We start from the raw sequence: 26,624 nt of genomic DNA, 5'->3' as shown, positions 1-26,624 counted from the left end.
CTATGCTAAAGTAGTGGTTTTTCTGTATTATTAAATTATAATGGGGGATAAAGATGAGCTTTGCGTTGGAAGTAAAAGAGGAAATTGTTAGAAAAGAATTTGACCAAATGTGTCAGAAAGCTTTTTTAACTGGTTTTGTTAAATATAATATGACATTAAATATTAGTAATCATTTTTTTAACTTTGAAGTAACCTCAATTAGTAATCTAATTATTCGAACAATTTATACGTTTTTAAAAAATTTATATAAAGTTAAAATTGACATCATTATTGTTCAAGGCACAAAATTAAAAAATAGCAAAACCTTCAGTTTACGAATTAAAGAACGAGCTACTGAAATATTAAAAGACCTACAAATTTTTGATGCAGAAACTAATCAAAAAATTGTTGCCATCCCATCAGAATGAAATGAACGACAACAACGTGCTTATATTGCGGGCATTTTTATTGCTTGTGGTAGTGTTAATTCACCAGAAACAAGTAATTATCATTTAGAAGTTCAGTTTAATGATGAAGTTTCAGCACAATATTTTCAAAAATTATTGCATAAATTTCATTTTCAATTTAAGATAATTGTCCGTCATGATCGTTATGTTTGTTATTTAAAAAAATCAATTTTAGTTTCAGATTTCTTAAAATTAATTGATGCAATTAATAGTGTCCTTGCTTTTGAAAATACTCGTATTTCAAGGGATATGGTTAATAGTATTAATCGTTTAAATAATATTGAAATTTCAAATCAACAAAAAGCAATTAAAGCTGGGGAAGAACAAGTTGCAATGATTAATTATTTACTTGAACATGATTTGTTTGATGAACTAAATGAAAATACCAAAAAAGTAGCTTTATTACGAATTGCTTATCCCGATGCATCGTTGCAAGATTTGTCAGCATTATTAGAAAATGAAACTAGTATTAAAATTTCAAAATCGGGAGTAAACCACTTATTTCGTGAAATTAAGAAAAAATATTATGAAAATATAAAATAATTTATGTTATAATTTATTTATTATTTTTTATTAAAATAGGCCATTAAAAATGGAGGAAAAACTAATGGGAAAGCCTAAAAAGCACGTTAAATTTTTTGAATTTTTAACTGTTTTTTCAACAGCAGTTGGAATTACAATTGGAATTGGAATTTATTTAAAAAATGATACTTCAGAAGGACATCTTTTATATTTTACTCAAAATCCTTATTTATCAATTGGATTATGGATTTTAGTTGGAATTTTAGGAATGGCAATGATTATGGTCTTTATTGAAGTTACATCAGTAAAAACTAAAAGTGGACATGGGACATTACCATCATGGGCTAATATTTTAATTGGTCGGCAAGTTGGTAGTTTAATAGCATTATTTTATATCTTTTTTTATTTCCCAATTTTATTGGGTCTTTTACCAATTTTTAGTATTAATGCAATGTTTGATGCACTAGAAGTGCAAAGCATTAGTAAGGAAACACAACATATAATTGCGATTGCTATTGGCCTTGTTATTTTAATTTTATTTTACTTAATAAATATTTTTTTCCGAAATGTTGGTAAATGAGTTCAAACAATTGGAACATTTATTAAATTTATTCCTTTACTAGTTAGTCTAGTTATAGGCTTTGTTGCTCCAATTGAAAATAATGTTTTTGATAAATATAGAGAATTAAAGTTTGGTAACTTCTTTATGGGGATTTTACCAGTATTATTTTCATTTGATGGTTTTATTTATGCTGCAGGATTACAAAAAGAAGTTTCTAACAAAAATGTTGTTCCAAAAGCATTATTTGCTGCAATGTTATTTATTACTATTTTTTATATTTTAGAAGTTATTTCTTTGTTTTTAGGAACAAATGATGGTAGTGTTTTTACTTTATTTAAAAATCTCCTTGGTGGACCAATTGCAAAAGTCTTAATGTGATTTATTATGTTAACAGCATTAATGAGTATTAATGGTTTAACCTTTGTAGCTCCTTCATTTGGACATACAGTGCAAGAAGAAAATCTTGTTTATATTGGAAAGAAAGAATTAAGTTATCAACAAATTGGTTTGATTCAAATGGCAATTACTGTTTGTTTCAATTTAATATTAATGGGACTTAGTCTTGGCGTTATAGGTGATCCAATGTATTTATTAGATCTTTCTTCTAATGCCGTTAGTTTTACTGCTTTTCTATGTTATATTAGTTTAATTATTGCTGTTTATGTTAATCGTTATACAAAGCGAGTAGAAGTAGCAAAAGTAAAAGGAATGTATTATTGTGCTGGTTTTTCTCTTTTCTTGCTAATAGGTTCAATAGGTTATATTATGTATAATTTCTTTGCTTATATTAGTAATCATAAAACTTTATATAGTTTATTAATTATTATTGGGGGAACATTAGTAATATGAGGTATTAATGAATTATTATTATGGCATAAAGCAACACCACCTGCTGGTGAAGTAAAAATAAAAACCCCATTGATTAATAATGTTAATCAATAGGATTATAAGTAAGAATTTTGTCAAGTTCATCAGTTTGATGAACTTTTTTTCATCCACCAAGAAGAATATAAACTTTAAAATTATGTTTTTTTAATAAACGGTATAAATCTAAATGAGAATGGCCAGCACTTGAAACAAAAAGAATTTTTTTATTTTTAGTTACTTTTTTCGAATAAATTAAACGAAAAAGATTATGAGGAATATTAATACTATTAATAATATGACTTTCAATTCATTCTTCTTTTGGACGAATATCAATAATTAACCATTTATCTGAATTATTAATTTTTGGTAGTCTTTTAATTGATTTAGTATTGTATTTCATTTCAAATGCTGATAAAAACATCTTTTCACCTCTATGAAAACATTATAACATTAAGAAAGTTAATATTTTGCATTTTGTAATCGAAGTGCAACAAATCAACTCATAAAGGAGTTGATTTTTTAATGGAAAGAAAACATTATTTTATTTTGTGGTCCTTAGTAATTAAGTATGATAAAGATAATGTTATTAATACTGTAAATAAGATACTAATTAATAATGTAAAAGAAAATGAATAAATTACCCGCGTAATTTATTAGCGGTAATTTATTCAATAATGTTTATTTTGAGCGTAGCGAACACGCAGAGCGTGACGCGATATTTAAAAATTTTGAAATGAGATATATTATGCCAACTTGATTAACGACAATATTTAGTGTTGTTATTATATTAGGGATTTTTGCTTGAATTGGTTTATCAATTTATCAAAAAATTAAACAAATTCGAGGAAATAAAAAAGAAAAAAAGAAATTGAAAGAAAGAAGGATAAAAAATAATGTTAGGTATGTATTTTTATTGTAAAGATGCAAGTAGGTAATTCCAACCTTGTTAATATGATATTATATCTTTTATTTTAAAATGCAATATTTTTTCAAAAAAAAATTATTTTTTTAAATATAAGTTAATATTAAGCACGACAAAAAGAAAAGTTTGCTACAAATATATAATTTATATTTAAAAAAATTAAATATTAATATTTTGTAAAAATACCTCTTTGGAGGATAATCAATCTAAACTCGGTCGCGGCTTTTCATTAATAATTTTCATAACTTTATTAATTTCTTTTTGAGTAACAGTATTAAAATCAGTTCCTTTAGGTAAATATTCTCTAATATCTCTATTTATTCTTTCAACTTTTGCTTTTTGTGTCGGAGTTCCAGAATCACAAAAATAAACATTAGCATTAGTAATTTTCTCCATCTATTTTCATTTACTAAATTCTTTAACTTGATCTGTAATAATTCCTTTTATATTTATCTTATAAAGTTTATTTCTAATAATACTTTTAAGAGCTTTATTAACCTCTTCTGAATTATGTTGATTTAATTTAAAACAAATCGTGTATAAACTTTTTTCTTCTGTAAAAGTTAAACAAGCAGATTGATGTTCTTTTCCAACAATACAATCCATTTGAAATCAACTAAAAGTTCCCTTTTCATGTTCTGCTTCATCAATAAATCTAATATTAGTTAATTGACCATGATCATCTTTTCTCTTTTTTGTTTTAAACTTTTTTCCTTTAAATGGTAATTTTTTCTTAATTTCAGTATTTTCATCATCAAAAACTTTATATTCAATATATTTATAAAGTGTCACATGTGAAAATGGAAACTTTTCATTATATTTTTTTTAATAATCATTTGCTTTTTCAGGATCATATTCTTTTTTAAGTCTTTCAGCCTCTAATATAATTGTATTAGGACTTTTATTCATTACTTTTCCTATTTTAGAATAATTAGGTGTAGCATTTTTCTTTTTAAATGTTTCTGATATTAAATATTCTTTTAACTTATATCTTTCATCAATACTAAAATGTTTATATTTTTTCTTGTTCATAAGATTTAACCAACCCCTTCTGAAAATATTTTTATCATAAAATTTAAAATTTTGTTGACATTTTATTAAATGATGTTAGGATAGTGATGTAATTTAATACAAATAGAATTATACAACCTTAAATCTCTTGTTTAAAAATTACTAAAAATAAAGACTTGTAGTATACCACACACATTTTAAAGATTACAAGAAAATAACAAAAATAATAAAAATATTTATTTATAATAAAAAAATATTATAAAATAAATAAATAAAAAATATAAAATTAAACACAATAAAAAATAATTTATTAAATTTTAATTAATAAATACATATTTTATTATTTTAATAACATATTTTATGAGTTAATTTACATATTATTAATTAATTAAAATATAATAAACTTATTTAGTTTAAACACAAAAACTTAATAATTTAAAATTATTTAATTAAACTTAAACTATTCAAAAAATTAAATGGTGTCTGAAAATTTAAAGACTTATGTACTCTTTCAAAATTATAAAAATAATAATAATCATTTAATTTATTCTGTAAACTAACTGCATTTAATATTTTTTCTTCAAATACAAATAATTTAGTATAATTTTGATGAAATCTTTCAATCTTACCGTTTGACTGTGGAGAGCGAACTGGTGTTGTTTGATGCAAAATATTTTTATCTGTTAAAAATTGAGTAAAATTAGTCTTTTTAACACTAATTTTTTGATTATTACGATAATTATTAATAAATTCAGAACCGTTATCAGTTCTAATCCGTGTTATTATAATACCAAATATATTTTTAAAATCACTAATTGCTTTTTTAACAGCATCAATAGCATTATCAGTACTTAATTTATCATAAACATATCCTAATGCTAATCTTGTTTTTTCATCAATAAAATCATAAACATAATACTTTTTATCAACTGGAAATTTACTTGGTACAAAATATTTAGCGTCCATCTGTAACAAACCTATTTCTTTAACTTCATATCTTAGATGTTGTTTTTTAATTTCTTTAATTATATTTTTTATTTTTAATCATCTTTCATCTTTTTTAAGTCAACGAAAAAATGTTTTTAAATTTTTTGGTGCTTTATTTTTTAATTCTTTTCCATGAATTCCTTTTTTTAAATTATAAAACAAAGATAAAACACCACCAGCATGTTTATTACAATATTCAAAATATAAATCAAAAATAATTTTGCGAATATCATCACTATATTGATAATTAATATTATTAGGAATTGTTGACTTTAATAATAATTCAGTAAAATCATTATTTTTATATGCAATTAAAATTTTATTCGCTCAATAATAAAAAGTTAAAAACTTATTTTTAAAATATTTTTTAATTAAATCTTTCAACAAAAAATTACCATTATAATAATCATTACACAAATTAATATATGAAAATATTTTTTGTTTTATTCTTTTATAATATTTATTTTTATAATTTTTACTTAAAAAATTCTTTAATTTTGCTTGTAAATCAAACAAATTAAAATTATTAATAATATATTTCATTAATTTACACCTACCATCAAAAATATATAAAATTAATATTTAATACGAATAATTGATATATAATTGATATGTGATAAAATCAATTATATATAAAACAATAAAAAGGAGCAATCTATATGAAAAAATGACTTAGCATAATAGGAGCAATCGGATTAACCGCAACAAGCACAACAACACTAATCAGTTGTAAAAAAGAAAATAATAATGAAAACGGTGGAGGGGATAATAAACCAGAACCACAATATAATTCACAACAACCACCAGAAGGTAGTAATTGAAAATTAATTGATTATCCTACATCTAAAAATAAAGTTCATGATTTATTTAAAAATCCAGATAATAAATGATATATTGTAATAGTTTCATCAAATGGTGAAAAAGTTATAAGAAAATTTAAATTTACAACAAATACTAAATTAGTAAATAATGGAGTTTATAAAGGATTACCAACTGAATTAGTTGGATATTATAGATATATTTATTGTTGAGATGGCGTTGGTGAGCCACAAATACCAACTATCGACAAAAATACTGGTGAAATTACTGACTGAAAAGAACAAAAAGGAACTGAATAACAGTTCCTTTTTTATATTAATCGCACAAATTTCATAAAAATAATTAATAAAAAAATATTTGTTATTGTACTATACAATGCTGGATTAAATTTTCATACCTCAAATATTTGACTAAAAAAACTATATACTGTTTCAAAAACCTTACCAACACCACTCGCTAACTCGTTAACTTGTTTAACACCGGGAATAGTATTGACAATTCAAATCACCGCATTTTTAATATGAGCACCAAAATCTCATCAACCCTCTGGCGTTACATATTGCACTTGTCATCATTGTTTATCGGGGAACAACCCACCATTATTAATCTCTTGTCAGTTATAAATCCCAAAATTAAAATCATAATATCGGTACATATCATTCTCTTTTTGTGCTTGCAATTCAAAAACATTATAACCGATTTTTTGTTCTTCAATTTTTTTATACTTTAAACCATATTTATCTTTTAAAGCATCTTCAAAAACATAAACCGAATTTGAGTTAATATTATAATTATTAGCAACCGAAAAATCATAATTAAAAACACTACCATAATTATTAATCGTATAAAACCGATTTTTAAATGCTGAATATAATTTAATATCTAATTGCTTATATTTATCAGAAAAATAAAAATATCGTGGGTAAATTTTAAAACCATTATTTACTAACAAACCATATTTTTTATTATAACCTTGAACATAAGTATTATTTTCTAAATCAAAAATCGTACGTAAATAATTAGTATAAAATTTCTGTGAAATCTTAAACATACTATTTAATAATTTATCAAATTGTAATTTATCGTTAATATTTTCACTCAACAAAATATTATTAAAATTTTGTAATTTCAACGCAAAAAAGTTAACTAAAACAGTATCATATTGTAAATTATCAATATATCCATTTTCAATAAAAGAACTACGATTTTGAAACACTGGCACCAATGCACTTGCAAAAAACGACTGTAAAAACTTAGATAAATCAAACTGACCGCTAAACTGTTGATAATACTTTAAATCTTTACTATTTAATGATGAATAAATTGAACCATTAAAATTAAAAACTTCACCCATTCCCGTTCGCATAAAACTAAAATTAAAACTTAAATCATCATTATTAATATTATTTAACTCTAAACTACCAGAAATAATTAAATTTGCTTCATCAACAGTCAAAATCATCCGATAAATTGCTTTTTTAATATTTTTAACATCCAATTCATCAACCGTCTCAAAATCAAAAATTATCCGCTTTGTACCAACCTTATTCGAATTTTCATAATCCGCACTACCACCTTGCTGAACTCTAATATTTTCTTGCAAAACAGAATATAAAGATAAATCAATAAATTCTTTTACGCGAGTTTGTTGATAACTATTTCAGTCAGTAATTTCACCACCACTAGTTATTTCTGGTGTTTTGGGTTCACCAACGCCATCTCAACAATAAATATATCTATAATATCCAACTAATTCAGTTGGTAATCCTTTATAAACTCCATTATTTACTAATTTAGTATTTGTTGTAAATTTAAATTTTCTTATAACTTTTTCACCATTTGATGAAACTATTACAATATATCATTTATTATCTGGATTTTTAAATAAATCATGAACTTTATTTTTAGATGTAGGATAATCAATTAATTTTCAATTATCTTGGTTTAACCTAACTCTTGGATAATGAACTAATTTATAACGGTCAACATTTTCCACAATTTCTTTCGATACATTAAACATCTTATATTTAACGGCAAAAGCATAAATAAAATCAGTTAAATCATTCAAAAAATTCTCTTTTTTAACATCATAAAATTTATCAACCATATACTTATTTTTTAAACTATGTCATTGTCGATAATAATTTAAAAATACTTCATTAGGTTTATCATAAACAACTCCCGTTGAATAACTATCTTGTAAAAAATCCAAATACCATTTATCATTAAAAGATAATTTTTTTGATGTTTTTAAAGTTGGATTAATAAAATAATTTGTTTCCGACCAATTTTCAAAAAAACTACTGCGTAAAAACATTGTATTAATAAAATCAGTTTCATTAATACCTTTAATCAGTACTATTCTCTTGTTTAAGCATATAATGCTCCTCATTTAAGGGTCTAAACGCCGTTAAAGTAATAAATGAAATAACCAAACCCAAAAAACTTAAAATAAATATGGCAAATAAAGATGATAACTTACGCATTATTCTTTACCACCTTTCTTATTTTTAAAATTAATTATAAATAAAATACATCAAACTAATTCAAATCAAAAAAACAAATTTGCAAATAACATATATCAAAATAAAATGCCAAATTCATTAATTAATCTATCTCATTTATCGTAAATTGACCCAATAAATAAAGAAAAACCAAAACCAACAACTAAAATATATACTAATATTTCTCATAATTTTTCTTTTAAAAACTTTAAAATTTTAATTTTCATAAACTTAACTCCTAACTATACAATGTTTTTGAAACAATAAACCCAACAATATATAAACTTGATATCGTTAACATTAACGGGTGACTAAACAAAACTGCCATTCTACCAAATAATCAAATCAACCAAGTATCAGAATTATATAAATCCATAATAATATTTTTTGCTGATGTAAATTGATTAATAATAACAGTAATAAAACCAGTTCCAAATATCGCGATTGCCGCCACCAATAAAACTAATTTAATCATATATAAACCTCCAACTTATTTTTTTATTCTTCGCGTTGTGTGTACTCTTTTAAAACCTTGTTCTCTTATTTTTGCTTGTTTTGCTAAACTTGATAACTGTTGTTTATTACTATTAATTTTAATTTTATTACTATTAATTTTAAATTGTTTACGCTCTTTAATATGTTTTTGCATACCTTGTTTAATATCAGAAACACCACGAACAGTTGACGAATATACTTGCGAAACACCATTATTAACTGTTGAACCTAAATTATTATATTGTGTTGATGTCCCGTGAATTGCATAAATAGATAACTTAATAACCATAAAAAAGACTAAAAAATAAGCAATCGATGTATTTGTCATCGGGAATTTTGTATTTCAAATTACATCAAAAATAAACAAAAATATATCAAAAACAAAACTAAAAATCTTGTCTCAATTACTATTATTATTTTCAACAACTAATAAATTAATCATCTTTACCATTTCCTTTCTCTTTTTTAGGTTTTAAATTCTTTTTCAAAATATCAATATCAAATAACTCCAATCGTTCTTTAACGCTTAATTTTGTGATTTCTGACCAATAATATTCTTTTTTATTAACAATTTCATCATTTTTTAAATCACGCACAAACTTTAACCATTGACTATCATACTTATTAGCGAATTTAAGTGGAATTATTATTTTAAAAAACCGAATTCTTAACCCAACATCCGACTTATGTTTTACTCGTTTACCTTCTGCTGTTCGTTCTACTGATTTTGTTTTTCAAATTTCATAATCCGTTATATCTTGAAAAATTCCAATTCGCATAATAAAGAAACGATTAAAAAAATTAAATCCTTTTTTAGCAACGGGTTTTTTCAATGAAATTGGAATAATAATCCCACTTGCTAACTGGCGAATATTATTTCAAATCATACCCTCACGCTGAGCAGTAAACAACGCACGATGTCCAAAATGTCTCGCTAAAACAATTCACGGTATTTTACCACTATGAACTTTTTTCTCATCGTGAGGACTAGTTCCATCAATATATAAATAACTTTCATCAAATAAAATAACACTATCATCGGGCGGAACTGGTTTTGTCCGATCTGTAAAATCTAAATTTTTAAATGTTAAAACTTTAACTTTATCATCTTCTAACGGATAATTACTATAAATTTCATCTGTCAATAATTTCATAGTTTGCGACAAATAAGTTAAAAGTAATGTTTTACCAGTTCCTAACTTACCAATAATTACCGATAACGGATTATCTCAAACAAAATTTACTAACCGAAAAGAATTTAACTGATAAAAAATATTTTTTCACAATCATCACACAAAATATACACATTGCAAAGCAAATAATATTCAAAATACTAAACCAACACAATACAAAGAAATTATCCAAAGTAATAAATCAATTAAACTAAACAAAAGCATTGAACCACTAATATAACAATAGTTTTTAAAGAAAAATATAAATTTTTTCATTATTTAAAATACCCAACTATTTTAAAAACCATTCACAAGAAAAACCAAGTTAAAAATAAAATCACAATTCAAACACCAACCATCAAAGTTAAATATTCATTTTGTGTTAAATTCCACATTGTAATACTTTCAACATTCGCCTTATCTATAAACAAAAAGATATAAATAAAAAACTCTTTGAATTCTTGTCAATCATTTTGCATTTTTAAAAACTCCACATTTTTTGAATAAGTTTAAAAAACATTCCAAAAAACAAAACAATAAATAACACAAACGATATAACATATAAAAACTCAGGGGCATTTGCACCAATAATATAACTAACAAATTGAACTCAATAATCATATAAACTCATTTAATTTAAACTTTCTAAATCATTAATTAATTGTTCTTCTTTTTCAACACTTCAATTTGTTAAATTATTATTGTTATTATTTGCTTTTACTTTTTTAGGTTCACTTAAAAATAAAGCTTTTTTCATTTTAGTAAAATAATTTTGTTTATATTGATTATATAAATTGATTAATTCTGTTCCAGTTAAATATTTTCAAATATTTCGCTTTAAATTTTCATCATATTTTACAATAGGATAAGAATTATCATAAATCAAACCGATTGCTACTTGTTCCGAATGTTTTTCACTCGAATAAATAAACTTATTACTCAACCAAAAACCAATATGACGATTATGATTAGGTAAATTAATAAAACTTGCTTTATCTGTTGTAAAAGGGATAAATTCCTTACTAATAAAATAATTTTCTACATTCTGATTTTTCTTAACAAAATTACTCAATTTTATCATCTCCTAACTAAATATTTGTTTAATAAACAATGTTATAAATAATGTTTATATAATGTTTATTTATTGCAATAAACACTGATTATTAACAATGTTATACATAATGCTAATATATTGTTTATTTAATGTTTAATAAACAATGTTAATAAACAATGTTAATAAACATTGTTAAATATAAAAATAATAAAAATTGGCACACTGAAAATAACTATTAAGAACTTTAATAGTAAATATAATAAGTTCATTTTTCTATTTAATAAATTCATTTTTTACAAATGTGATACCATCTATTTTTTGATTATCATGAATGGTATCACCAATTAAAACAATTATTTCACTAAAACTTCCTAGTGTGCCTTAACTAAGATATAATCGATTATAATAAATATTAAAATCCTTTAACCATAACACGGAAAAAGTTTAAGATTTTAATAATACAAAATATAGCAAATGGAATTAATATAATTCACGCTTCACCTAAGAAAACCATTATCTCAGGTAAAATATTTGTTATACCTTCTTTAACTTTTCATAATGCACTAGTCAAACCCGTTCAAATCCCAGTCATACCCTCAGTCATAGTTTTAGGTGTAGGTGCTGTTAAAAAATTAAACGCTGTTGTTAAATACATACCTAACATTATTTATTACTCTCCTTTCTTTCAATTTCTTTTTTTTCTTTTTTCTTTCCTCGAATTTGTTTAATTTTTTGATAAATTGATAAACCAATTCAAGCAAAAATCCCTAATATAATAACAACACTAAATATTGTCGTTAATCAAGTTGGCATAATACATCTCCTTTCTAAAAACTAAAAAATTGAAATTTGCAAACTCGATCCGCTCGTTGTCGCTTCGCTCCATTAAAAACACTACTGAATAAATTATCCGCTAATAAATTACGCGGAATAATTTATTCTTTTACTTTTTAATTTCAATATCTTTTGCAATCTTATTAATAGTATTAATAACATTATCTTTACCATACTTTTTCACTAGGGACCGCAAAATAAAATATTGCTTTGTTTGCATAATTTCAACTCCTCAATTAAAAAAATTAAAAAAATTTACTTTCCAAAACTGTAAAAACCAAAAATACAAAATGTGTGTGGTTTCTACATTAGCGGAAAGATATATTATTAAAATAAAAAATATTAATGAAAGTGGATATACTATTTTTAATAATTTAGAAGAAAAAAATTATCCATGGCATCCCAACCGAGATTATTCAGGTTATCATTTTAAAACACAAATTGTATTTTACAATGAGGGTATTAAATTAAAAATGCGAGTTTTATATGAATTATTTGTTAAAGGTGGTAATTATGAAATTTTAGGTGAAACTGTTGAAGCAAATTTTGAAATTAATACTATGGCAGTAACAAATATTACTTTAAAGAAAAAATAGGTTTTTATACCTATTTTTTTTTTTTTTTATTCTCCATTAATAACCTTTTACATTACCCTTATCATCAATAATTAAATCGGGTGATGCTTTATCTAATAAATTTCAACGAAAAACTGATTTAAAATATGAACCATTATCAGCATATCAAGTATTAGTTGTATTAATAATTCCCTCTTTAATTAATGATGTATAATTAATGATGTATAATAACGAAATCGTGGTGGTTTAAAAATAAGAATATATTTATTATAATTATCTATTTTTTCATTATTTGTATCATTATTGCTGATTACAAGCAACTAAACTTGTTGTACTTGTACCTATTAAACTAATTGCACCTATTATACTTAATAATCTTTTCATTGTATATCTCCCTCTTTTATTGCTATGCTAATTATATAATGTATTCATCAAAATTTAAAGATTCTATTTTAAAATATTTACTATTTTTATAATGATTAACAAGAGAAATAATTTCTTTTTTTCGAAATAATAGCAACAACAAGGTCTACATTTTATACTACAAGAACTGAATGTTTTTGATTGTGAAATATTATTTTTTGATAAATAAAATACTTTTTTACAATTTACTTTGCTAATAGGTTCTGATAAGCATCTAATACTTTCTATTTTTTTCATATGTTGATATGGTTTTTTATCAGTTTTTGTAATTACTAATAAAAAAATACTATCTTCTTTTTCTCCAATTATTAAATATGGTCTTTTATTAGTATAATCATTTTTACCGTAATTAAAAGTGGTTTTAAATCAAACTATATTACCAATATTAATATTTAACATTATCAAGAACCTCAATTGTATCTTTTAAAGCAATTTTGTAGTAGTCTAAATTTTTCTCAATTGTATCTATTGGATTTTTCTCTATTCCATAGAATTCTCGTTTTTCATATGCTAACATTCATGATAAATCATTATGTGTATATTCCGCTAATTCTTCATCTGTATATTTACTAAATACGACATAAATTTTATTACACAATTCTTTAATATTATCATTTAAGTATATTTGTGCATTTTTTTTCATTTTTTAATAAGTTGTTAATATTAGATATAATGTGTTGATGTACAGGGCCAATAATAAAATATGTATTTATTAATTAAAATTAATAAATTATTTTTTAGTGTGCTTAAATATGGATAAAATAAAAAAAAAATTAAAATATTTTTAATTTTTTTAAATTTATGGTTGATTTTTGTAATTTTTATTATATTACTTAATTAATAAAGATTTGTTGCACTTCATTTTACATAATTCATTTTATTAAGAAATTATTAAAATTTAAGTATATAATTAAAATGTTAGATAGAAACGAGGGAGAAGAATGCGAAAACCAATTATTATTGGAAATTGAAAAATGCATAAAACAACGGATGAAACAATTGACTTTTTAAAACAAGTTGATAATGTATGTCATGATTTAAAACTTGAATCTGGTATTGCAGTACCATTTGTTAATTTAGTAGTGGCAAAACAACATGCGCATCATTTAATTATTGCGGCTCAAAATTGTCATTATGAAGATTTTGGGGCTTTTACTGGCGAAATTTCAGTTGAAATGTTGCAAGCTTTAAAGATTACACATGTTATTATTGGACACTCAGAACGTCGTGAAATGTTTAATGAGACAAATGAAACAGTAAACTTAAAAGCAAAAAAAATATTAGCAAAAGGAATGGTGCCGATTATTTGCTGTGGTGAAACATTACAACAATATGAAAACAATGAAACACAGCAAATTGTTGAAACACAAATTGAAAAAGCATTACAAGGTATTGATTTTGAAGATGCAAAAACAATTGTTATTGCTTATGAACCAATTTGAGCAATTGGGACAGGGAAAACAGCAACAGATGAGATTGCACAAAATGTTTGTGCAATAATCCGAGCAAAAATTGCTAATCTTTATGATGAAGTAGTAGCAAATATGATACGGATTCAATATGGAGGCAGTGTTAAACCGGAAAATATTCAAGAATTATTAGCTCAGCCAGATATTGATGGTGCTTTGGTTGGTGGTGCTAGTTTAGAACCGAAAACTTTTTTAAGGTTAGTAAAATAATTAATAATAAAAAATAATAAATAAGATTTTATTTTCAGAAGTTAAACTTGAGTGATTTAACTTCTTTTTATTTTTTTAAAATAAGATATAATTATGTTTTGGAATAAAGGATTGAGGTTAAAATGAGTTTAATTAATATTGAAAATTTAAGTCATGCTAACGGTGGGAAAGTTTTATATAAAAATTCAGCAATTCGAATTAATAAAGGTGAACATTTAGCTTTAATTGGAGCAAATGGAACAGGGAAAACAACATTATTAAGTATTATTTATGGAAAACTTACTCCTGATGAAGCAAACATTGAGTTGCATCCAAGAGTAAAAATTGGTTATTTAGACCAACACCAAGAGTTAGATGGAACATTAACAGTTGATCAATTTTTAAAATTAACATATCAACATTTATTTGAAATTGAGGAAAAAATTCATGCAATTTATGAAAAAATGAGTCTTAATTATGATGAAGATGAACTTGTCAAAGCACTGAAATTACAAGAACACTTAGATCAAAATGGTTTTGAAACAATTGATAAGGAAATTCGTAGTTTAGTTGATGGTTTAGGAATTGATCCAGAAAAATTGAATGTTAAATTATCCGAATTATCGGGTGGTCAACGAGGAAAAGTTATACTAGCAAAGTTATTATTATCAGAAAATGATTTTTTGTTATTAGATGAACCAACTAACTTTTTAGATTTAGAACAAGTTGAATGATTAGCCAAATTTTTACAAAATTATGAAAAAGCGTTTATAGTTGTTTCGCATGATATTGATTTTATTAATAAAGTAGCAAAAGTGATTTATGCTATTGAAAACTTAAGCATTAATCGCTATGTTGGTAATTATCAACAATATTTAGCATTAATTGAATTAAAAAATGAACAATATGATAAAGCACAAAAAGGGCAAGAACGTCTAATTAAAAAATTGGAAACTTATGTTGCAAAAAATAAGGCGCGTGCTTCAACAGCAAGAAGTGCCCAGTCACGGCAAAAACAAATTGATAAAATTGAGGTAATGGATAAAAGGCATGAATTAACAAAACCAAAATTTGTTTTTAAATATAAGAGACCAGCTAGTACAACTATTATTAGTGCAGAGCAATTAGCAATAGGATATCAGTTTCCTTTAATTAAGCCATTAACATTTGATATTCGTGATGGTGAAAAATGTATTGTGCGAGGATATAATGGAATTGGAAAAACAACCTTTCTAAATACTTTAGCAGGAAATATTCCTAAGTTAGGTGGAACATTAAAAATTGGTAATGGAGTAGTTATTGCGTATTTTCATCAAATTGAACAATTAATGGATATGACACCAATTGAATATTTAAAAAACTTATATCCAGACTTGGAAGAAGGGCGAATTCGAAGTATTTTAGCCAACTTTGGCGTTAAAAGTACTTTAATGCAAAATCAGATGACAAAATTGTCGGGTGGTGAACAAACAAAGGTTCGGTTATCGGCATTATCTTTACAACCATGTAGTTTACTAGTTTTAGATGAACCAACGAACCATATTGATGTTTTGGCCAAAGAAGCATTGTTAGAAGCAATTCAAGTCTTTGATGGAACAGTTCTAATTACAACGCATGATATTAATTTTAATGTTAATTGAGCTGACAAGGTGCTTGATTTTGAAACGATGGTTTAGCAATATGATGCAAAAACATTATTTTTATGTCTTATTCTGTGCTGATGAAACAATCTATGCTGGTTATACGGTTGATTTAAGGAGGCGCGAAAAAGAACATAATATGGGCATTGGGGCAAAATATACCGCTTTAGCAAAACGGCGACCAGTCAAAATAATTTATAGTGAAGAATATGCAACTCGTTCTGCAGCAATGCAACGTGAAGACGCTTTTAAGCAATTATCACGGTTAGAAAAAATTATATTTTTGCAAGAACATAATATTAATTTACCATTTATAATTTTATCAGATATGGTAAAATCATAATAGGAGCATGAAGCGGGGGTAGAATGGATAGTAATATTAAAGTTTTAGTTGATGAATTAACTAAACTATATCATCGTTATAAAACAGAATCACTGCGTAATGATATTATGACTTGCTTAGATATTTTAAAATATTATGATTTTAATGACAAAAATAATCAAATTTTTATTGGTTATGTCGTACGAGTTTTGTTTATTGTAACAGTAAAGGTTGAAGAAAATATTGATTTAACAACGGATTTATCAAATTTAGTTGCTAAAGGATATACAACTGGTAACCATCGTAATATTTTTCGTCGCAAAAAGTCAAAAAATACTAATGATTTTGAAAAAGAAGTTGAGTTTTATATTAAACGAAATTATTTTGATGATGAATATGAGCGCTTACAACGATTACTTTTAAAAAGGAACGCCAAACTAATTGGCCCCGTAAATGATTCTTTAGCAGGCTTTAATTATGAAAAAATATTAACTAATGCTATTCAATTATTGGATAATCAAGAATTAGTATTAAGATTACAAAATGTTGTAATTCTAATTTTAAAACCATTTGAAATTGAAAAAAATTAATTTTTAACGAAAGAAACATTAATTAGTAAGCAATTGCTTGCAATTAATGAACATCGTGCTAAATATTTGAAGCAATATAAAAAATTATTTCTTCAAACAAATAATTAATTTATATAGTACAATATAATTAGTTTAAACAATGGAGGAAGTTATGAAACCAGAATTAAAGGAATTATTATTAGAAATTAAAACTAAAATTAATGATGATAAACTTTTTCGTGATTTTATTGGCGAAGTTCTAAATGAAGCTAATTACAATAATTATTATGAACAATCAGTTGCTGATGAAGAAATTGCAGAGCAATTAGTTGAAATCTATTTTATTGAAAATTATAGTAGTGATGAAGAAGTTTCAGATCTAAAAGAAAAAATCCTGAAAATTTTATTCTTTTTAGAAGGACAAGAAGAATTAATTAAAGAATATGCTTATTTTGTTGAAACCAAAGTAAGTCAAATTGTGACAGAACTTAACTAATTTTATTAATCTGACAGTTAATGTTAGTTTTTTTAAACTTAGATTTAATCATTTGTAAATATTAAAAATTTACAATTTTCTTTTTTAAAAATAAGATTATTTTATGATGCTAATTTACAAAAAACTAATTAAGAGGGTGAAATAAGATTATTTTATGATGCTAATTTACAAAAAACTAATTAAGAGGGTGAGAAAATGGGAAAAGATTGAATCGTTGTTAAAGGCGCTCGAGAGAATAATTTAAAGAATATTGATGTTAAGGTACCTAAAGATAAATTAGTTGTTTTTACTGGTTTATCAGGAAGCGGAAAATCATCATTAGCTTTTAATACCATTTATGCAGAAGGAAGACGTCGTTATATTGAAAGTCTATCAAGTTATGCTCGCCAATTTTTGGGTGGAAATGAAAAACCTGATGTTGATGCAATTGAAGGTTTGTCACCAGCGATTTCTATTGATCAAAAAACAACTAGTCATAATCCTCGCAGTACTGTTGGAACAGTTACTGAAATTTATGATTATTTACGTTTATTATATGCTCGCGTTGGGACACCATATTGTATTAATGGTCATGGGGTTATTAAATCAATAACAGTTAAAGAAATAATAAATAATTTAAAACAACTTTTAACAGAAGGTGAAAAATTTATGATTTTGTCGCCAGTAGTTCGTTATAAGAAAGGTAGTTTTAAAGATTTATTTTCACGTTTAAAACAAGAAAGTTTTATTCGTGTCAAGGTTAATGATGAAATCAAAATTTTAGATGAAGAAATTGAATTAGATAAAAATAAACAACAAAATATTGATATTATTATTGACCGCTTGGTTTATAAAGAATCAGCAGATTTATTAAGTCGAATTCATGATGCAATTGAAGTAGCGTTAAAATATGGTAATGCATTAGTAAAAATTGATTTTGCTGATCAAAAAAAGGAAATGCTTTTTTCAACTAATTATTCATGTAGTATTTGTGGTTTTGCTATTCCGGAATTAGAACCACGATTATTTTCATTTAATTCACCCTCAGGAGCTTGTAGTGAATGTAAAGGATTGGGAGTAAAATTAGAAGTTGATGAAGATTTATTGATACCTAATCGGTCATTATCAATTTTACAAGGGGCAATTATTTATTTAAAAAATATTGTTAATACAACAAATATTGAATGGCAAAAGTTTAAAGTTTTAGCTAATTATTATCATATTGTGTTAGAACAACCCGTCAGTGATTTGACAAAAGAGCAGCTAGAATATTTGATTCGTGGTAGTGATGAACCAATTGAATATAATTTAAAAACAGCTAGTGGGAACATTATGCGGGGATACGATTATATTGAAGGAATTGGGCAGTTAATTGAACGTCGTTATACAGAAACATCAAGTGAATCACAACGTGAATATTATAAACAATTTATGACAGATAAAAAATGTGGAACTTGTTTAGGAAAGCGATTAAATGAAATTCCTTTATCAGTTAGGATTAATAATATTAGTATTTCTGAATTTACTGATTTATCTGTTGAAGATGAATTAAAAGAAGTTTTGAATTTAAAATTAACAGAATCACAACAAGAAATTGCACGATTAATTATTAATGAATTAGTTAATCGTTTGGATTTTTTAAGTCGTGTTGGATTAGGTTATTTAACGTTATCACGTAATGCTTCAACATTATCAGGTGGAGAAGCTCAACGAATTCGATTAGCAACGCAAATTGGTAGTCAATTAACAGGGGTTTTGTATGTTCTTGATGAACCTTCAATTGGATTACACCAACGAGATAATGATAAATTAATTGAAACATTAAAAAGTTTACGTGATTTAGGAAATACTTTAATTGTTGTTGAGCACGATGAAGATACGATTCGTGCTAGTGATTATATTATTGACATTGGTCCACGTGCAGGAATTAATGGGGGGCAAGTTGTTGCTGCGGGAAGTATTGATGATATTCAACAAAACCCCAATTCAATTACTGGTAAATATTTAACTGGTGAATTAGCAATTGATGTGCCAAAAAAACGGCGTGGTGGTAATGGCTTAGTATTAGAAATTAAAGGAGCACGAGAAAACAATTTAAAAAACATTAATGTTACAATTCCTTTAAATAAATTTGTTTGTTTAACAGGTGTTTCAGGAAGTGGTAAATCAACTTTAATGAATGAAATTTTATGAAAGGGTATTAAGAAAAATTTAGGGTTAGCAACTGAACGACCAGGGGCACATGATAAAATCCTTGGGATTGATAACATTGATAAAGTAATTAATATTTCCCAAGATCCAATTGGGAAAACACCACGGAGTAATCCAGCAACTTATACATCAGTTTTTGATGATATTCGTGATTTATTTGCCGATACAAATGAAGCTAAAGCACGAGGGTATTTGAAGGGTCGTTTTTCGTTTAATGTGCCAGGTGGACGTTGTGAACATTGTCAAGGTGATGGAATTATTAAGATTTCAATGCACTTTCTACCAACGGTTTATGTTTCTTGTGAAGTTTGTGAAGGGAAACGTTATAATGATGAAACATTATTAGTTAAATTCAAAGATAAAAATATTTATGATGTTTTAGAAATGACAGTTGACCAAGCTTGTGGTTTTTTTGCGACACAACCAAAAATTAGTCAGAAGTTAGGAACAATGCAAGAGGTTGGGTTAGGTTATATTAAATTAGGCCAATCAGCAACAGAATTGTCTGGTGGAGAAGCCCAACGGGTTAAGTTATCAACCTTCTTGTTAAAACGGACAACGGGAAAAACTTTATTTTTATTAGATGAACCAACAACGGGATTACATGTTGATGATGTTAAAAGATTGTTAGTAGTTTTGAATAAAATTGTTGATAATGGTGATACTGTTATTACGATTGAACATAATTTAGATGTTATTAAAATGGTTGATTATATTATTGATTTAGGACCAGAAGGTGGCGTTGGTGGTGGTATGATTGTTGCAACAGGAACACCAGAACAACTTGTTTTAAAAAGTGGCACTAGTTATACAGCACAATATTTAAAACCTTTATTAAAGTAAGAGGTTACAATGGATGTTAAAAAACAACTTTTTAAGGAAACATTTTTTCAAAAAAAATATAATTTGGCAAAATTATTAACAGAAAAATATGCGGATGCACAAAATAAAATTAAAGTAATTAATGTTGTTGGTACAAACGGAAAGGGATCAGTTTCAAATTACTTACACCGCCAGTTAATGTTAAATTATCAACGGGTAGGTATTTTTACATCACCAGCATTTTCAAAACATAATGAACGAATTAAAATTAATAGCAAGATGATTAGTGATAGTGATTTAAAACGAATTATCAAAGAAATTAAAGAAGAAATTAAAACTTATCAATTAACTTTTTTTGAAATTTGAGTTTTAATTTGTATTAAATATTTTTTAGAGCAAAAAATTGATATTGCAATTATTGAAGCTGGAATTGGTGGTTGTTTAGATGCAACGAATGTTTTTAATAATCAATTAGCTGTTTTATTAACTTCAATTGATTATGAACATACTGAGATATTAGGCAATACTTTGGATAGTATTATTCAAAATAAAGTTGGAATTGCAAAAAACAATTGTCAACTTTTTATTAGTGCTAGTTGTAAAAAACATTTTAATTTAATTGCAAAATATTATAATTCGGATAATATTATTACAAGCGAAGTTTACTCACAAGCAATTAATTATTACCAAGAATTTAATGTTGGCTTAGTTATTAAGTTTTTAAAAATTTTTAAGTTTAAAATTAATTATGAGCTTTTTAAAGTGAACCCAGTCTTAGGGCGTTTTACCCAACTAAGTAAAAATCCGTATTTTATTATTGATGGAGCACATAATCCAGAAGGAATTCGTGCTTGTATTCATACTTTTGAAATGTTACATAATTTTAATCGAAATGAAGTATTAGTATTATATGCTTCTTCACAAAAAAAAGATTATATGCAAAATTTAACTTTATTGAAGGAACATTTTGGCAATAATTTATATATTACGGAATTTCAGCATCCAATGTCATGAGACATTAATAATATTAAGATGCAGAACAAAGTTAAAAATTGAAAAAAATTATTATTACAAAATAAAACAAAAAATATTTTAGTTTGTGGGTCTCTATATTTTATTCCGTTGGTTTATCAGTTTTATTTAGAGAGGGTGTAAAATATGCTATATATATTAACAAATATTGGTGCTTGTTTAGGGATTGCTATTTTATTTTATCTTGGGGTATTATTAGATTATAAAAATTGAAAAAAAATTAGTATTTTAACAATTACAATTATAAGTTTATTAATAGCATTATCTGTTATTTTAACAAATATCATTAGTTATACTATTCCGTTCCCATTTATGGGAGGAGGAGTAATTCAATTAGCATTAGGTAACTTTTTAATTTTTGTAATTGGAATGTTATTTGGACCATTTTTGGGTGTATTGAGTGGTCTTTCTACTGATGCTTTAGGGGCTTTGATAAATATTGGTGGAACATATCATAGTGGTTTTTCCTTTAATCTTGCTTTATATGGTTTTTTAGGAAGTATGGTTTTTTTATTTAAAACTGATAAATTTTGAATATTAAAAACAATTATCTTATATGCAATAGGGTTTGCTTTAATTTCATTTGCATTTAATGTTTTATGATTATATGCAATCGGTCTAAAACAAGTTCTTTTCCCAATGGCTTTTGTTATTAAAGCAATTAAGTTTCCAATTCAATTGGCAATTTATTTACCAATGGTTATTTCAAGTTTTACTATTTTATATAAATTAATTACTTCACGTCATAATCTTGCTTTATGATGCACCCAAAAAGGATTATTAGTTTTAACACCAATTAAATTTAAAAAACAGAAAAGATATAATAGTTAAAAGTTGTTTATATGTGGAAAAGTTTTAAAAACTTAATAATTATAACTGTTTTATTTAAAAAAGATTGTGGATAAGTCAGCTAATAACATTATTTTAACAAATTATATTTACTTATTAATTGTTCATTGTAATATTATTAATGATTAAACAAAGAGGAACGGGAAAATGATGGAAAAAGAAACTACTTATTTAATTAAACAAGAGTATCAATTGTCAGATGATGAACGTATGTTACTTTTATGTTTATATCGGCCAATTATTGGCGATAAATCACATATGTTATATATTGCCTTAACAGCACAAGATTTCATCTTAGAATTAAATACTAAATATCATTTAGACAATCTTTTAACATTATTACAAATATCATATGATGAATTTTTAGTATCAAAAAGTAAATTAGAAACAATTGGTTTATTAAAGATTTTAAAACGTGAAAAAGGAAAGCACTATATTTTAAAACCACAATTACCATTTTCCGCAATTGCTTTTTTTGAAAATCAAATTTTAAGAAATTATTTATTGAATATTGTAGGAGAAAAATCTTTTGAAATTATTAAAGCTAAATTCATTGTTAATCAGCAAGAGGCTAAACAGAAGCATAATGATTTATCTGGTCAATTAAGTGATGAAACAATGACATTTGATTTTGTTTATATTGATAAATACTTAGAATCAAAAAATGCAAATCATAAATTATATTTACCATATCGTGAAAAAATTATCCAGTTAGCAAATTATTACAATGTTTTAACAAATAATCTTGCTATTTTTATTTATAAAAGTATTGAGTTAACTGCCAAAGAACGAATTTTTAATTATGAAACATTTCAACATTTACTATCTGATTTTCATAAAAAAACAATATTAAAAAAACAACTTAATAGAGAACAATTAAATTTAATTTTTAATAATGAAAATGTTATTAAGCCAACTAACATGTTAGAAGCAAAAATTAATGAAATGGTTTCAATTGATCCAATTCAATACTTAATTTTACTACGAGAAAATAAGAAGCCAACACCAATTGAAATTGAATTAATTCGCGATTTAATTATTAATTATTCATTAACACCAGGGGTAGTTAATTGTTTAATTGAATATGTTTGATTTAAAAATGCTCATCGAATTGAAAGAAAGTATTGTGAAAAAATTGCAAACACTTTTCATCAATTACAAATTAATACTGTTGATAAAGCGATGGAGCATTTACGTGGTGCTTATGCAAAAACACAAAAAAGTAAAGTTACAAAAGATGCTATTAAAGCAAAAACATATCAATGGAAAGAAAAAATAGTTAAACATAATATGGCTGAATTAGAATATAATAAAATTTATGAACAAAAACGACAAGAACAAGGAATTAAAAAAGTTGATCTTACACAATTATTAGATGATTTAAAAAATTTATAATAGTAAAAATGAAAGAGAGATGGGGGCAATGTCAAAACTAAATTTATTAAAACAACTTCAAAACAATGCAGAGTTAATACTTAATTTACAAGAAATTGCGTTTGATATTAATAATTATCAACAGTTTGAGACACTCTTTCAAGAATATTTAAAAAATTATCATCAATGTGAAAAAACACCATCTTTATCTTTATGCCAACAATCCTTTAAAGGTTACAAATATTATATTAAAAAAGAAAATAATAATTTGTTTTTAACACGAGTTGAATGTAATCATACAATAGCTATTAAAGAAAAAAATAAAGTTAAAAATAATTATCTTTATTATGACTTTAGTGATGAATTATTAAAATTACGATTAAATGATATTAAAAAAGATGAAAATTTTAATAATATGCATCTTATTATTTGCGAAATGGTTAAATTTGTTAAAGGTCAACGAAAAAAAGGTTTATATATTCATGGTCAGCCAGGAGTTGGTAAAACTTATTTATTAATTCGATTAGCTAATGTGTTAGCAAATAATAATCGTAAAGTTGCTTTTATTTCAGTAATTAATTTAATTAATCGAGTAAAGGAATCATTTAATCTTTTTAATAGTGAATCATCATTAGTAGAAATTTTATTAGGAGCGGATGTTTTATTTTTAGATGATATTGGTGGAGAAACTGTTTCTCCATGAGTTCGTGATGATTTATTATTTCGTATTCTAAATGACCGTATTAGTCGTCGACTGCCAACTTTTTTTTCATCAAATTTTACAACAACAGCTTTAACAACGATTTATGCAAATGTTAAAACTGAAATTAATGATAAAGAAATTAATAAAGTAAAAGCATTAAGAATTGTTGATCGGATTCGTGGGTTAGCAACCGAATTAGAATTGTTGGGAAATAGCAGGAGAACTGATGAGGATTATGTGGAAAAGTTAACAGGCTAGGAATGTTGTCTGTTGGTGGGGGTGCTTGCTACAAATCGTACAATTGCGTTAAAACCAGAAATTTTGTTAATGGATGAACCAACAAGTGCATTAGATCCAATTGCAACTGCTAAAGTTGAAGAGTTAATTTTGGATTTAAAAAAGAATTTTACAATTATTATTGTAACGAACTCTTTACAACAAGCGTTACGAATTTCTGATTATACTGCATTTTTTTGAATGGGACAGTTAATATAATATAATAAAACAGCATTATTGTTTTCTCATTATCGTGAATCAAAAATAGAAGATTATACTACAGGTCGTTTTGGTTAAAAAGATTAAATTTATTATTTGGTTCTATTTTGCTGATAAAGTAACCTTTAATTTGGATATTTTCTAATTTTCTTGCAAATTGACTCTATAGGTTGTAGAATATATAGTAAGTATGCAATATTTTTATTGCAGACTAAGAAGGTATTAAATATATGTAGAGGAGAAAAAGTAGATGAAAAAAATTGCAATTAACGGGTTTGGACGTATTGGCCGTTTAGCTTTTAGAAGATTATTTGACGAAAAAAATGTTGAAATTGTCGCAATTAACGATTTAACTGCGGCAAAAACTTTAGCAACATTATTAGAACTTGATTCAGCCCAAGGAGGATGAAAAAGAGGAAAAATTTCTTCAGAAGAAGGCGTTATTATTGTTGGTGGGAAAAAAATAAATGTTTATGCCAAAAAAGATCCTGCTGAGTTACCATGAGGTAAATTAGGCATTGATGTTGTTGTTGAATCAACAGGATTCTTTGCTGATCGTGCTGGTGCTTCAAAGCACCTTACAGCCGGAGCAAAAAAAGTTTTAATCTCAGCTCCAGCGAAAGGAACCGATGTTAAAACAATTGTTTATAATGTAAACCATAAGGAAATTAAAAAAGAAGATACTATTATTTCAGGGGCAAGTTGTACAACTAACTGTTTAGCACCAATGGCAAAAGTATTATACGAAGAATTTGGAATTGAAAAAGGATATATGACAACTGTTCATGCGGTAACAAATGATCAAAGATTGTTGGACTTAGCACATGATGATTTAAGAAGAGCACGTGCTGCTTTTTCAAATATTGTTCCAACCAAAACGGGAGCAGCAGCAGCAGTTGCATTAGTATTACCACAATTGGAAGGTCGATTTGATGGAATGGCTTTACGTGTTCCAACTATTACTGGTTCAATTGTTGACTTAGCAGTTGAATTGAAAAAAACAACAACAGTTGAAGAAATTAATAATGCAATGAAAGCAGCAGCTTCAGAAACTTTTGGTTATAATACACAACCAATTGTTTCATCAGATATTATTGGTGAAACACACGGATCAATTTTTGATGCAACATTAACAAAAATTATTGAACGTGATGGTAAACAATTAGTTAAAGTATATGCATGATATGATAATGAAATGTCATATGTATCACAAATGGTACGTACATTATTATACTTTGCGACAATCTAATTAAAATATACAAAACACTAAAAAATATTTTA

The 26,624-nt window shown here is 25.3% G+C and carries 29 protein-coding genes and 3 pseudogenes; 17 read left to right on the top strand and 15 right to left on the bottom strand.

Features of this window, described 5'->3' with window-relative positions; translation table 4 throughout:
* The first annotated feature begins 53 nt into the window (after positions 1–53).
* Together whiA and SDAV_RS04570 are read left to right on the top strand one after the other, a co-directional pair.
* Positions 54–989 (top strand): DNA-binding protein WhiA, encoded by a 936-nt coding sequence (gene whiA / locus SDAV_RS04575; protein WP_114564731.1) that lies wholly within the window; start codon positions 54–56, stop codon positions 987–989.
* 64 nt (positions 990–1,053) lie between these two features.
* Positions 1,054–2,472: an APC family permease gene (locus tag SDAV_RS04570; protein ID WP_114564730.1), complete on the top strand. Its 1,419-nt coding sequence runs from the start codon at positions 1,054–1,056 to the stop codon at positions 2,470–2,472.
* Here the strand turns inward: SDAV_RS04570 and SDAV_RS04565 are convergent.
* Positions 2,462–2,818 (bottom strand): rhodanese-like domain-containing protein, encoded by a 357-nt coding sequence (locus tag SDAV_RS04565; protein ID WP_114564729.1) that lies wholly within the window; start codon positions 2,816–2,818, stop codon positions 2,462–2,464. The genes SDAV_RS04570 and SDAV_RS04565 overlap by 11 nt on opposite strands.
* A gap of 324 nt (positions 2,819–3,142) precedes the next feature.
* Here SDAV_RS04565 and SDAV_RS04560 point away from each other — a divergent pair, with 324 nt between their 5' ends.
* On the top strand, positions 3,143–3,316 hold the full coding sequence (locus tag SDAV_RS04560) for a hypothetical protein (RefSeq protein WP_114564728.1): 174 nt from the start codon (positions 3,143–3,145) through the stop codon (positions 3,314–3,316).
* Between the two features lie 162 nt (positions 3,317–3,478).
* Here SDAV_RS04560 and SDAV_RS14705 read toward each other — a convergent pair.
* Positions 3,479–4,351: pseudogene (locus tag SDAV_RS14705) on the bottom strand (IS30 family transposase).
* A 420-nt stretch (positions 4,352–4,771) separates the two neighbouring features.
* On the bottom strand, positions 4,772–5,860 hold the full coding sequence (locus tag SDAV_RS04540; protein ID WP_114564724.1) for a DDE-type integrase/transposase/recombinase: 1,089 nt from the start codon (positions 5,858–5,860) through the stop codon (positions 4,772–4,774).
* A gap of 116 nt (positions 5,861–5,976) precedes the next feature.
* Here SDAV_RS04540 and SDAV_RS12600 point away from each other — a divergent pair, with 116 nt between their 5' ends.
* Complete coding sequence (locus SDAV_RS12600; protein ID WP_222611596.1) at positions 5,977–6,435, top strand: lipoprotein; 459 nt, start codon at positions 5,977–5,979, stop codon at positions 6,433–6,435.
* An 11-nt stretch (positions 6,436–6,446) separates the two neighbouring features.
* Here SDAV_RS12600 and SDAV_RS04530 read toward each other — a convergent pair.
* The 9 genes and pseudogenes from SDAV_RS04530 to SDAV_RS04485 form a co-directional block, all read right to left on the bottom strand.
* Positions 6,447–8,622 (bottom strand): annotated as a pseudogene (locus SDAV_RS04530) (spiroplasma phage ORF1-like family protein).
* Positions 8,622–8,867 carry a hypothetical protein gene (locus SDAV_RS04525; protein ID WP_222611595.1) on the bottom strand — a complete coding sequence of 82 codons (246 nt, stop codon included), beginning with the start codon at positions 8,865–8,867 and terminating at the stop codon, positions 8,622–8,624. The pseudogene SDAV_RS04530 and the gene SDAV_RS04525 overlap by 1 nt, the downstream one beginning before the upstream one ends.
* A gap of 11 nt (positions 8,868–8,878) precedes the next feature.
* Positions 8,879–9,115, bottom strand: a complete 237-nt coding sequence (locus SDAV_RS04520; protein WP_015967964.1) for a hypothetical protein — start codon at positions 9,113–9,115, stop codon at positions 8,879–8,881.
* Positions 9,116–9,130: 15 nt separating this feature from the next.
* Positions 9,131–9,577 carry a hypothetical protein gene (locus SDAV_RS04515; protein WP_114564723.1) on the bottom strand — a complete coding sequence of 149 codons (447 nt, stop codon included), beginning with the start codon at positions 9,575–9,577 and terminating at the stop codon, positions 9,131–9,133.
* Positions 9,570–10,583 carry a hypothetical protein gene (locus tag SDAV_RS04510; RefSeq protein WP_114564722.1) on the bottom strand — a complete coding sequence of 338 codons (1,014 nt, stop codon included), beginning with the start codon at positions 10,581–10,583 and terminating at the stop codon, positions 9,570–9,572. Before SDAV_RS04510 ends, SDAV_RS04515 begins: the two co-directional genes overlap by 8 nt.
* The gene (locus tag SDAV_RS04505) at positions 10,583–10,786 is read right to left on the bottom strand and encodes a DUF2649 domain-containing protein (RefSeq protein ID WP_114564286.1); all 204 of its coding nucleotides are present in this window, start codon (positions 10,784–10,786) and stop codon (positions 10,583–10,585) included. The genes SDAV_RS04510 and SDAV_RS04505 overlap by 1 nt, the downstream gene beginning before the upstream one ends.
* Positions 10,787–10,938: 152 nt before the next feature.
* Positions 10,939–11,388: a DUF3627 domain-containing protein gene (locus SDAV_RS04495; protein ID WP_015967971.1), complete on the bottom strand. Its 450-nt coding sequence runs from the start codon at positions 11,386–11,388 to the stop codon at positions 10,939–10,941.
* A 385-nt stretch (positions 11,389–11,773) separates the two neighbouring features.
* Complete coding sequence (locus SDAV_RS04490; protein WP_071937632.1) at positions 11,774–12,025, bottom strand: hypothetical protein; 252 nt, start codon at positions 12,023–12,025, stop codon at positions 11,774–11,776.
* A complete protein-coding gene (locus tag SDAV_RS04485; RefSeq protein WP_083436084.1) occupies positions 12,025–12,174 on the bottom strand; it encodes a hypothetical protein in 150 nt (49 codons plus the stop codon). Before SDAV_RS04485 ends, SDAV_RS04490 begins: the two co-directional genes overlap by 1 nt.
* 311 nt (positions 12,175–12,485) lie before the next feature.
* Between SDAV_RS04485 and SDAV_RS04480 the strand changes: the two genes are divergently transcribed.
* On the top strand, positions 12,486–12,791 hold the full coding sequence (locus SDAV_RS04480; protein ID WP_151202506.1) for a hypothetical protein: 306 nt from the start codon (positions 12,486–12,488) through the stop codon (positions 12,789–12,791).
* Positions 12,792–13,070: 279 nt separating this feature from the next.
* Here SDAV_RS04480 and SDAV_RS14620 read toward each other — a convergent pair whose 3' ends face one another.
* From SDAV_RS14620 to SDAV_RS04470, 3 genes are all read right to left on the bottom strand, one after another.
* Entirely contained in the window at positions 13,071–13,154 is an 84-nt protein-coding gene (locus SDAV_RS14620; RefSeq protein ID WP_186823486.1) for a lipoprotein, read from the bottom strand.
* A 63-nt stretch (positions 13,155–13,217) separates the two neighbouring features.
* The gene (locus tag SDAV_RS04475) at positions 13,218–13,592 is read right to left on the bottom strand and encodes a hypothetical protein (protein WP_114564720.1); all 375 of its coding nucleotides are present in this window, start codon (positions 13,590–13,592) and stop codon (positions 13,218–13,220) included.
* Entirely contained in the window at positions 13,579–13,836 is a 258-nt protein-coding gene (locus SDAV_RS04470) for a hypothetical protein (RefSeq protein ID WP_114564719.1), read from the bottom strand. The genes SDAV_RS04475 and SDAV_RS04470 overlap by 14 nt, the downstream gene beginning before the upstream one ends.
* 298 nt (positions 13,837–14,134) lie before the next feature.
* On the opposite strand from SDAV_RS04470, the gene tpiA reads away from it, so the two are divergent.
* The 12 genes and pseudogenes from tpiA to gap all read left to right on the top strand — a co-directional run bounded on the left by tpiA (position 14,135) and on the right by gap (position 26,592).
* The gene (gene tpiA / locus SDAV_RS04465; protein ID WP_114564718.1) at positions 14,135–14,872 is read left to right on the top strand and encodes a triose-phosphate isomerase; all 738 of its coding nucleotides are present in this window, start codon (positions 14,135–14,137) and stop codon (positions 14,870–14,872) included.
* A 122-nt stretch (positions 14,873–14,994) separates the two neighbouring features.
* On the top strand, positions 14,995–16,527 hold the full coding sequence (locus SDAV_RS04460; protein ID WP_114564717.1) for an ABC-F family ATP-binding cassette domain-containing protein: 1,533 nt from the start codon (positions 14,995–14,997) through the stop codon (positions 16,525–16,527).
* A gap of 4 nt (positions 16,528–16,531) precedes the next feature.
* Complete coding sequence (locus SDAV_RS04455) at positions 16,532–16,834, top strand: GIY-YIG nuclease family protein (protein WP_186823467.1); 303 nt, start codon at positions 16,532–16,534, stop codon at positions 16,832–16,834.
* Positions 16,835–16,857: 23 nt separating this feature from the next.
* Positions 16,858–17,403 carry a hypothetical protein gene (locus tag SDAV_RS04450; protein ID WP_245938523.1) on the top strand — a complete coding sequence of 182 codons (546 nt, stop codon included), beginning with the start codon at positions 16,858–16,860 and terminating at the stop codon, positions 17,401–17,403.
* 151 nt (positions 17,404–17,554) lie between these two features.
* Positions 17,555–17,878 (top strand): hypothetical protein, encoded by a 324-nt coding sequence (locus tag SDAV_RS04445; protein WP_114564716.1) that lies wholly within the window; start codon positions 17,555–17,557, stop codon positions 17,876–17,878.
* 195 nt (positions 17,879–18,073) lie between these two features.
* A complete protein-coding gene (gene uvrA / locus SDAV_RS04440; RefSeq protein ID WP_114564715.1) occupies positions 18,074–20,911 on the top strand; it encodes an excinuclease ABC subunit UvrA in 2,838 nt (945 codons plus the stop codon).
* A 9-nt stretch (positions 20,912–20,920) separates the two neighbouring features.
* The gene (locus SDAV_RS04435) at positions 20,921–22,045 is read left to right on the top strand and encodes a folylpolyglutamate synthase/dihydrofolate synthase family protein (RefSeq protein WP_114564714.1); all 1,125 of its coding nucleotides are present in this window, start codon (positions 20,921–20,923) and stop codon (positions 22,043–22,045) included.
* Between the two features lie 3 nt (positions 22,046–22,048).
* Positions 22,049–22,753: a folate family ECF transporter S component gene (locus SDAV_RS04430; RefSeq protein ID WP_114564713.1), complete on the top strand. Its 705-nt coding sequence runs from the start codon at positions 22,049–22,051 to the stop codon at positions 22,751–22,753.
* A 165-nt stretch (positions 22,754–22,918) separates the two neighbouring features.
* Positions 22,919–24,166 carry a DnaD domain protein gene (locus tag SDAV_RS04425; protein ID WP_114564712.1) on the top strand — a complete coding sequence of 416 codons (1,248 nt, stop codon included), beginning with the start codon at positions 22,919–22,921 and terminating at the stop codon, positions 24,164–24,166.
* Positions 24,167–24,194: 28 nt separating this feature from the next.
* Positions 24,195–25,106: an ATP-binding protein gene (locus SDAV_RS04420; protein WP_114565581.1), complete on the top strand. Its 912-nt coding sequence runs from the start codon at positions 24,195–24,197 to the stop codon at positions 25,104–25,106.
* 24 nt (positions 25,107–25,130) lie between these two features.
* A pseudogene (locus tag SDAV_RS04415) lies at positions 25,131–25,421 on the top strand (phosphate ABC transporter ATP-binding protein); the annotation flags it as partial.
* A 172-nt stretch (positions 25,422–25,593) separates the two neighbouring features.
* A complete protein-coding gene (gene gap, locus SDAV_RS04410) occupies positions 25,594–26,592 on the top strand; it encodes a type I glyceraldehyde-3-phosphate dehydrogenase (RefSeq protein ID WP_114564711.1) in 999 nt (332 codons plus the stop codon).
* Positions 26,593–26,624: the final 32 nt, after the last annotated feature.

It is taken from the genome of Spiroplasma phoeniceum P40, from assembly GCF_003339775.1.
Classification (GTDB): Bacteria; Bacillota_I; Bacilli_A; order Mycoplasmatales; family Mycoplasmataceae; genus Spiroplasma; species Spiroplasma phoeniceum.
Note: the sequence above shows the minus strand (reverse complement) of the source record. Positions and strands in the feature narration are given on the sequence as shown.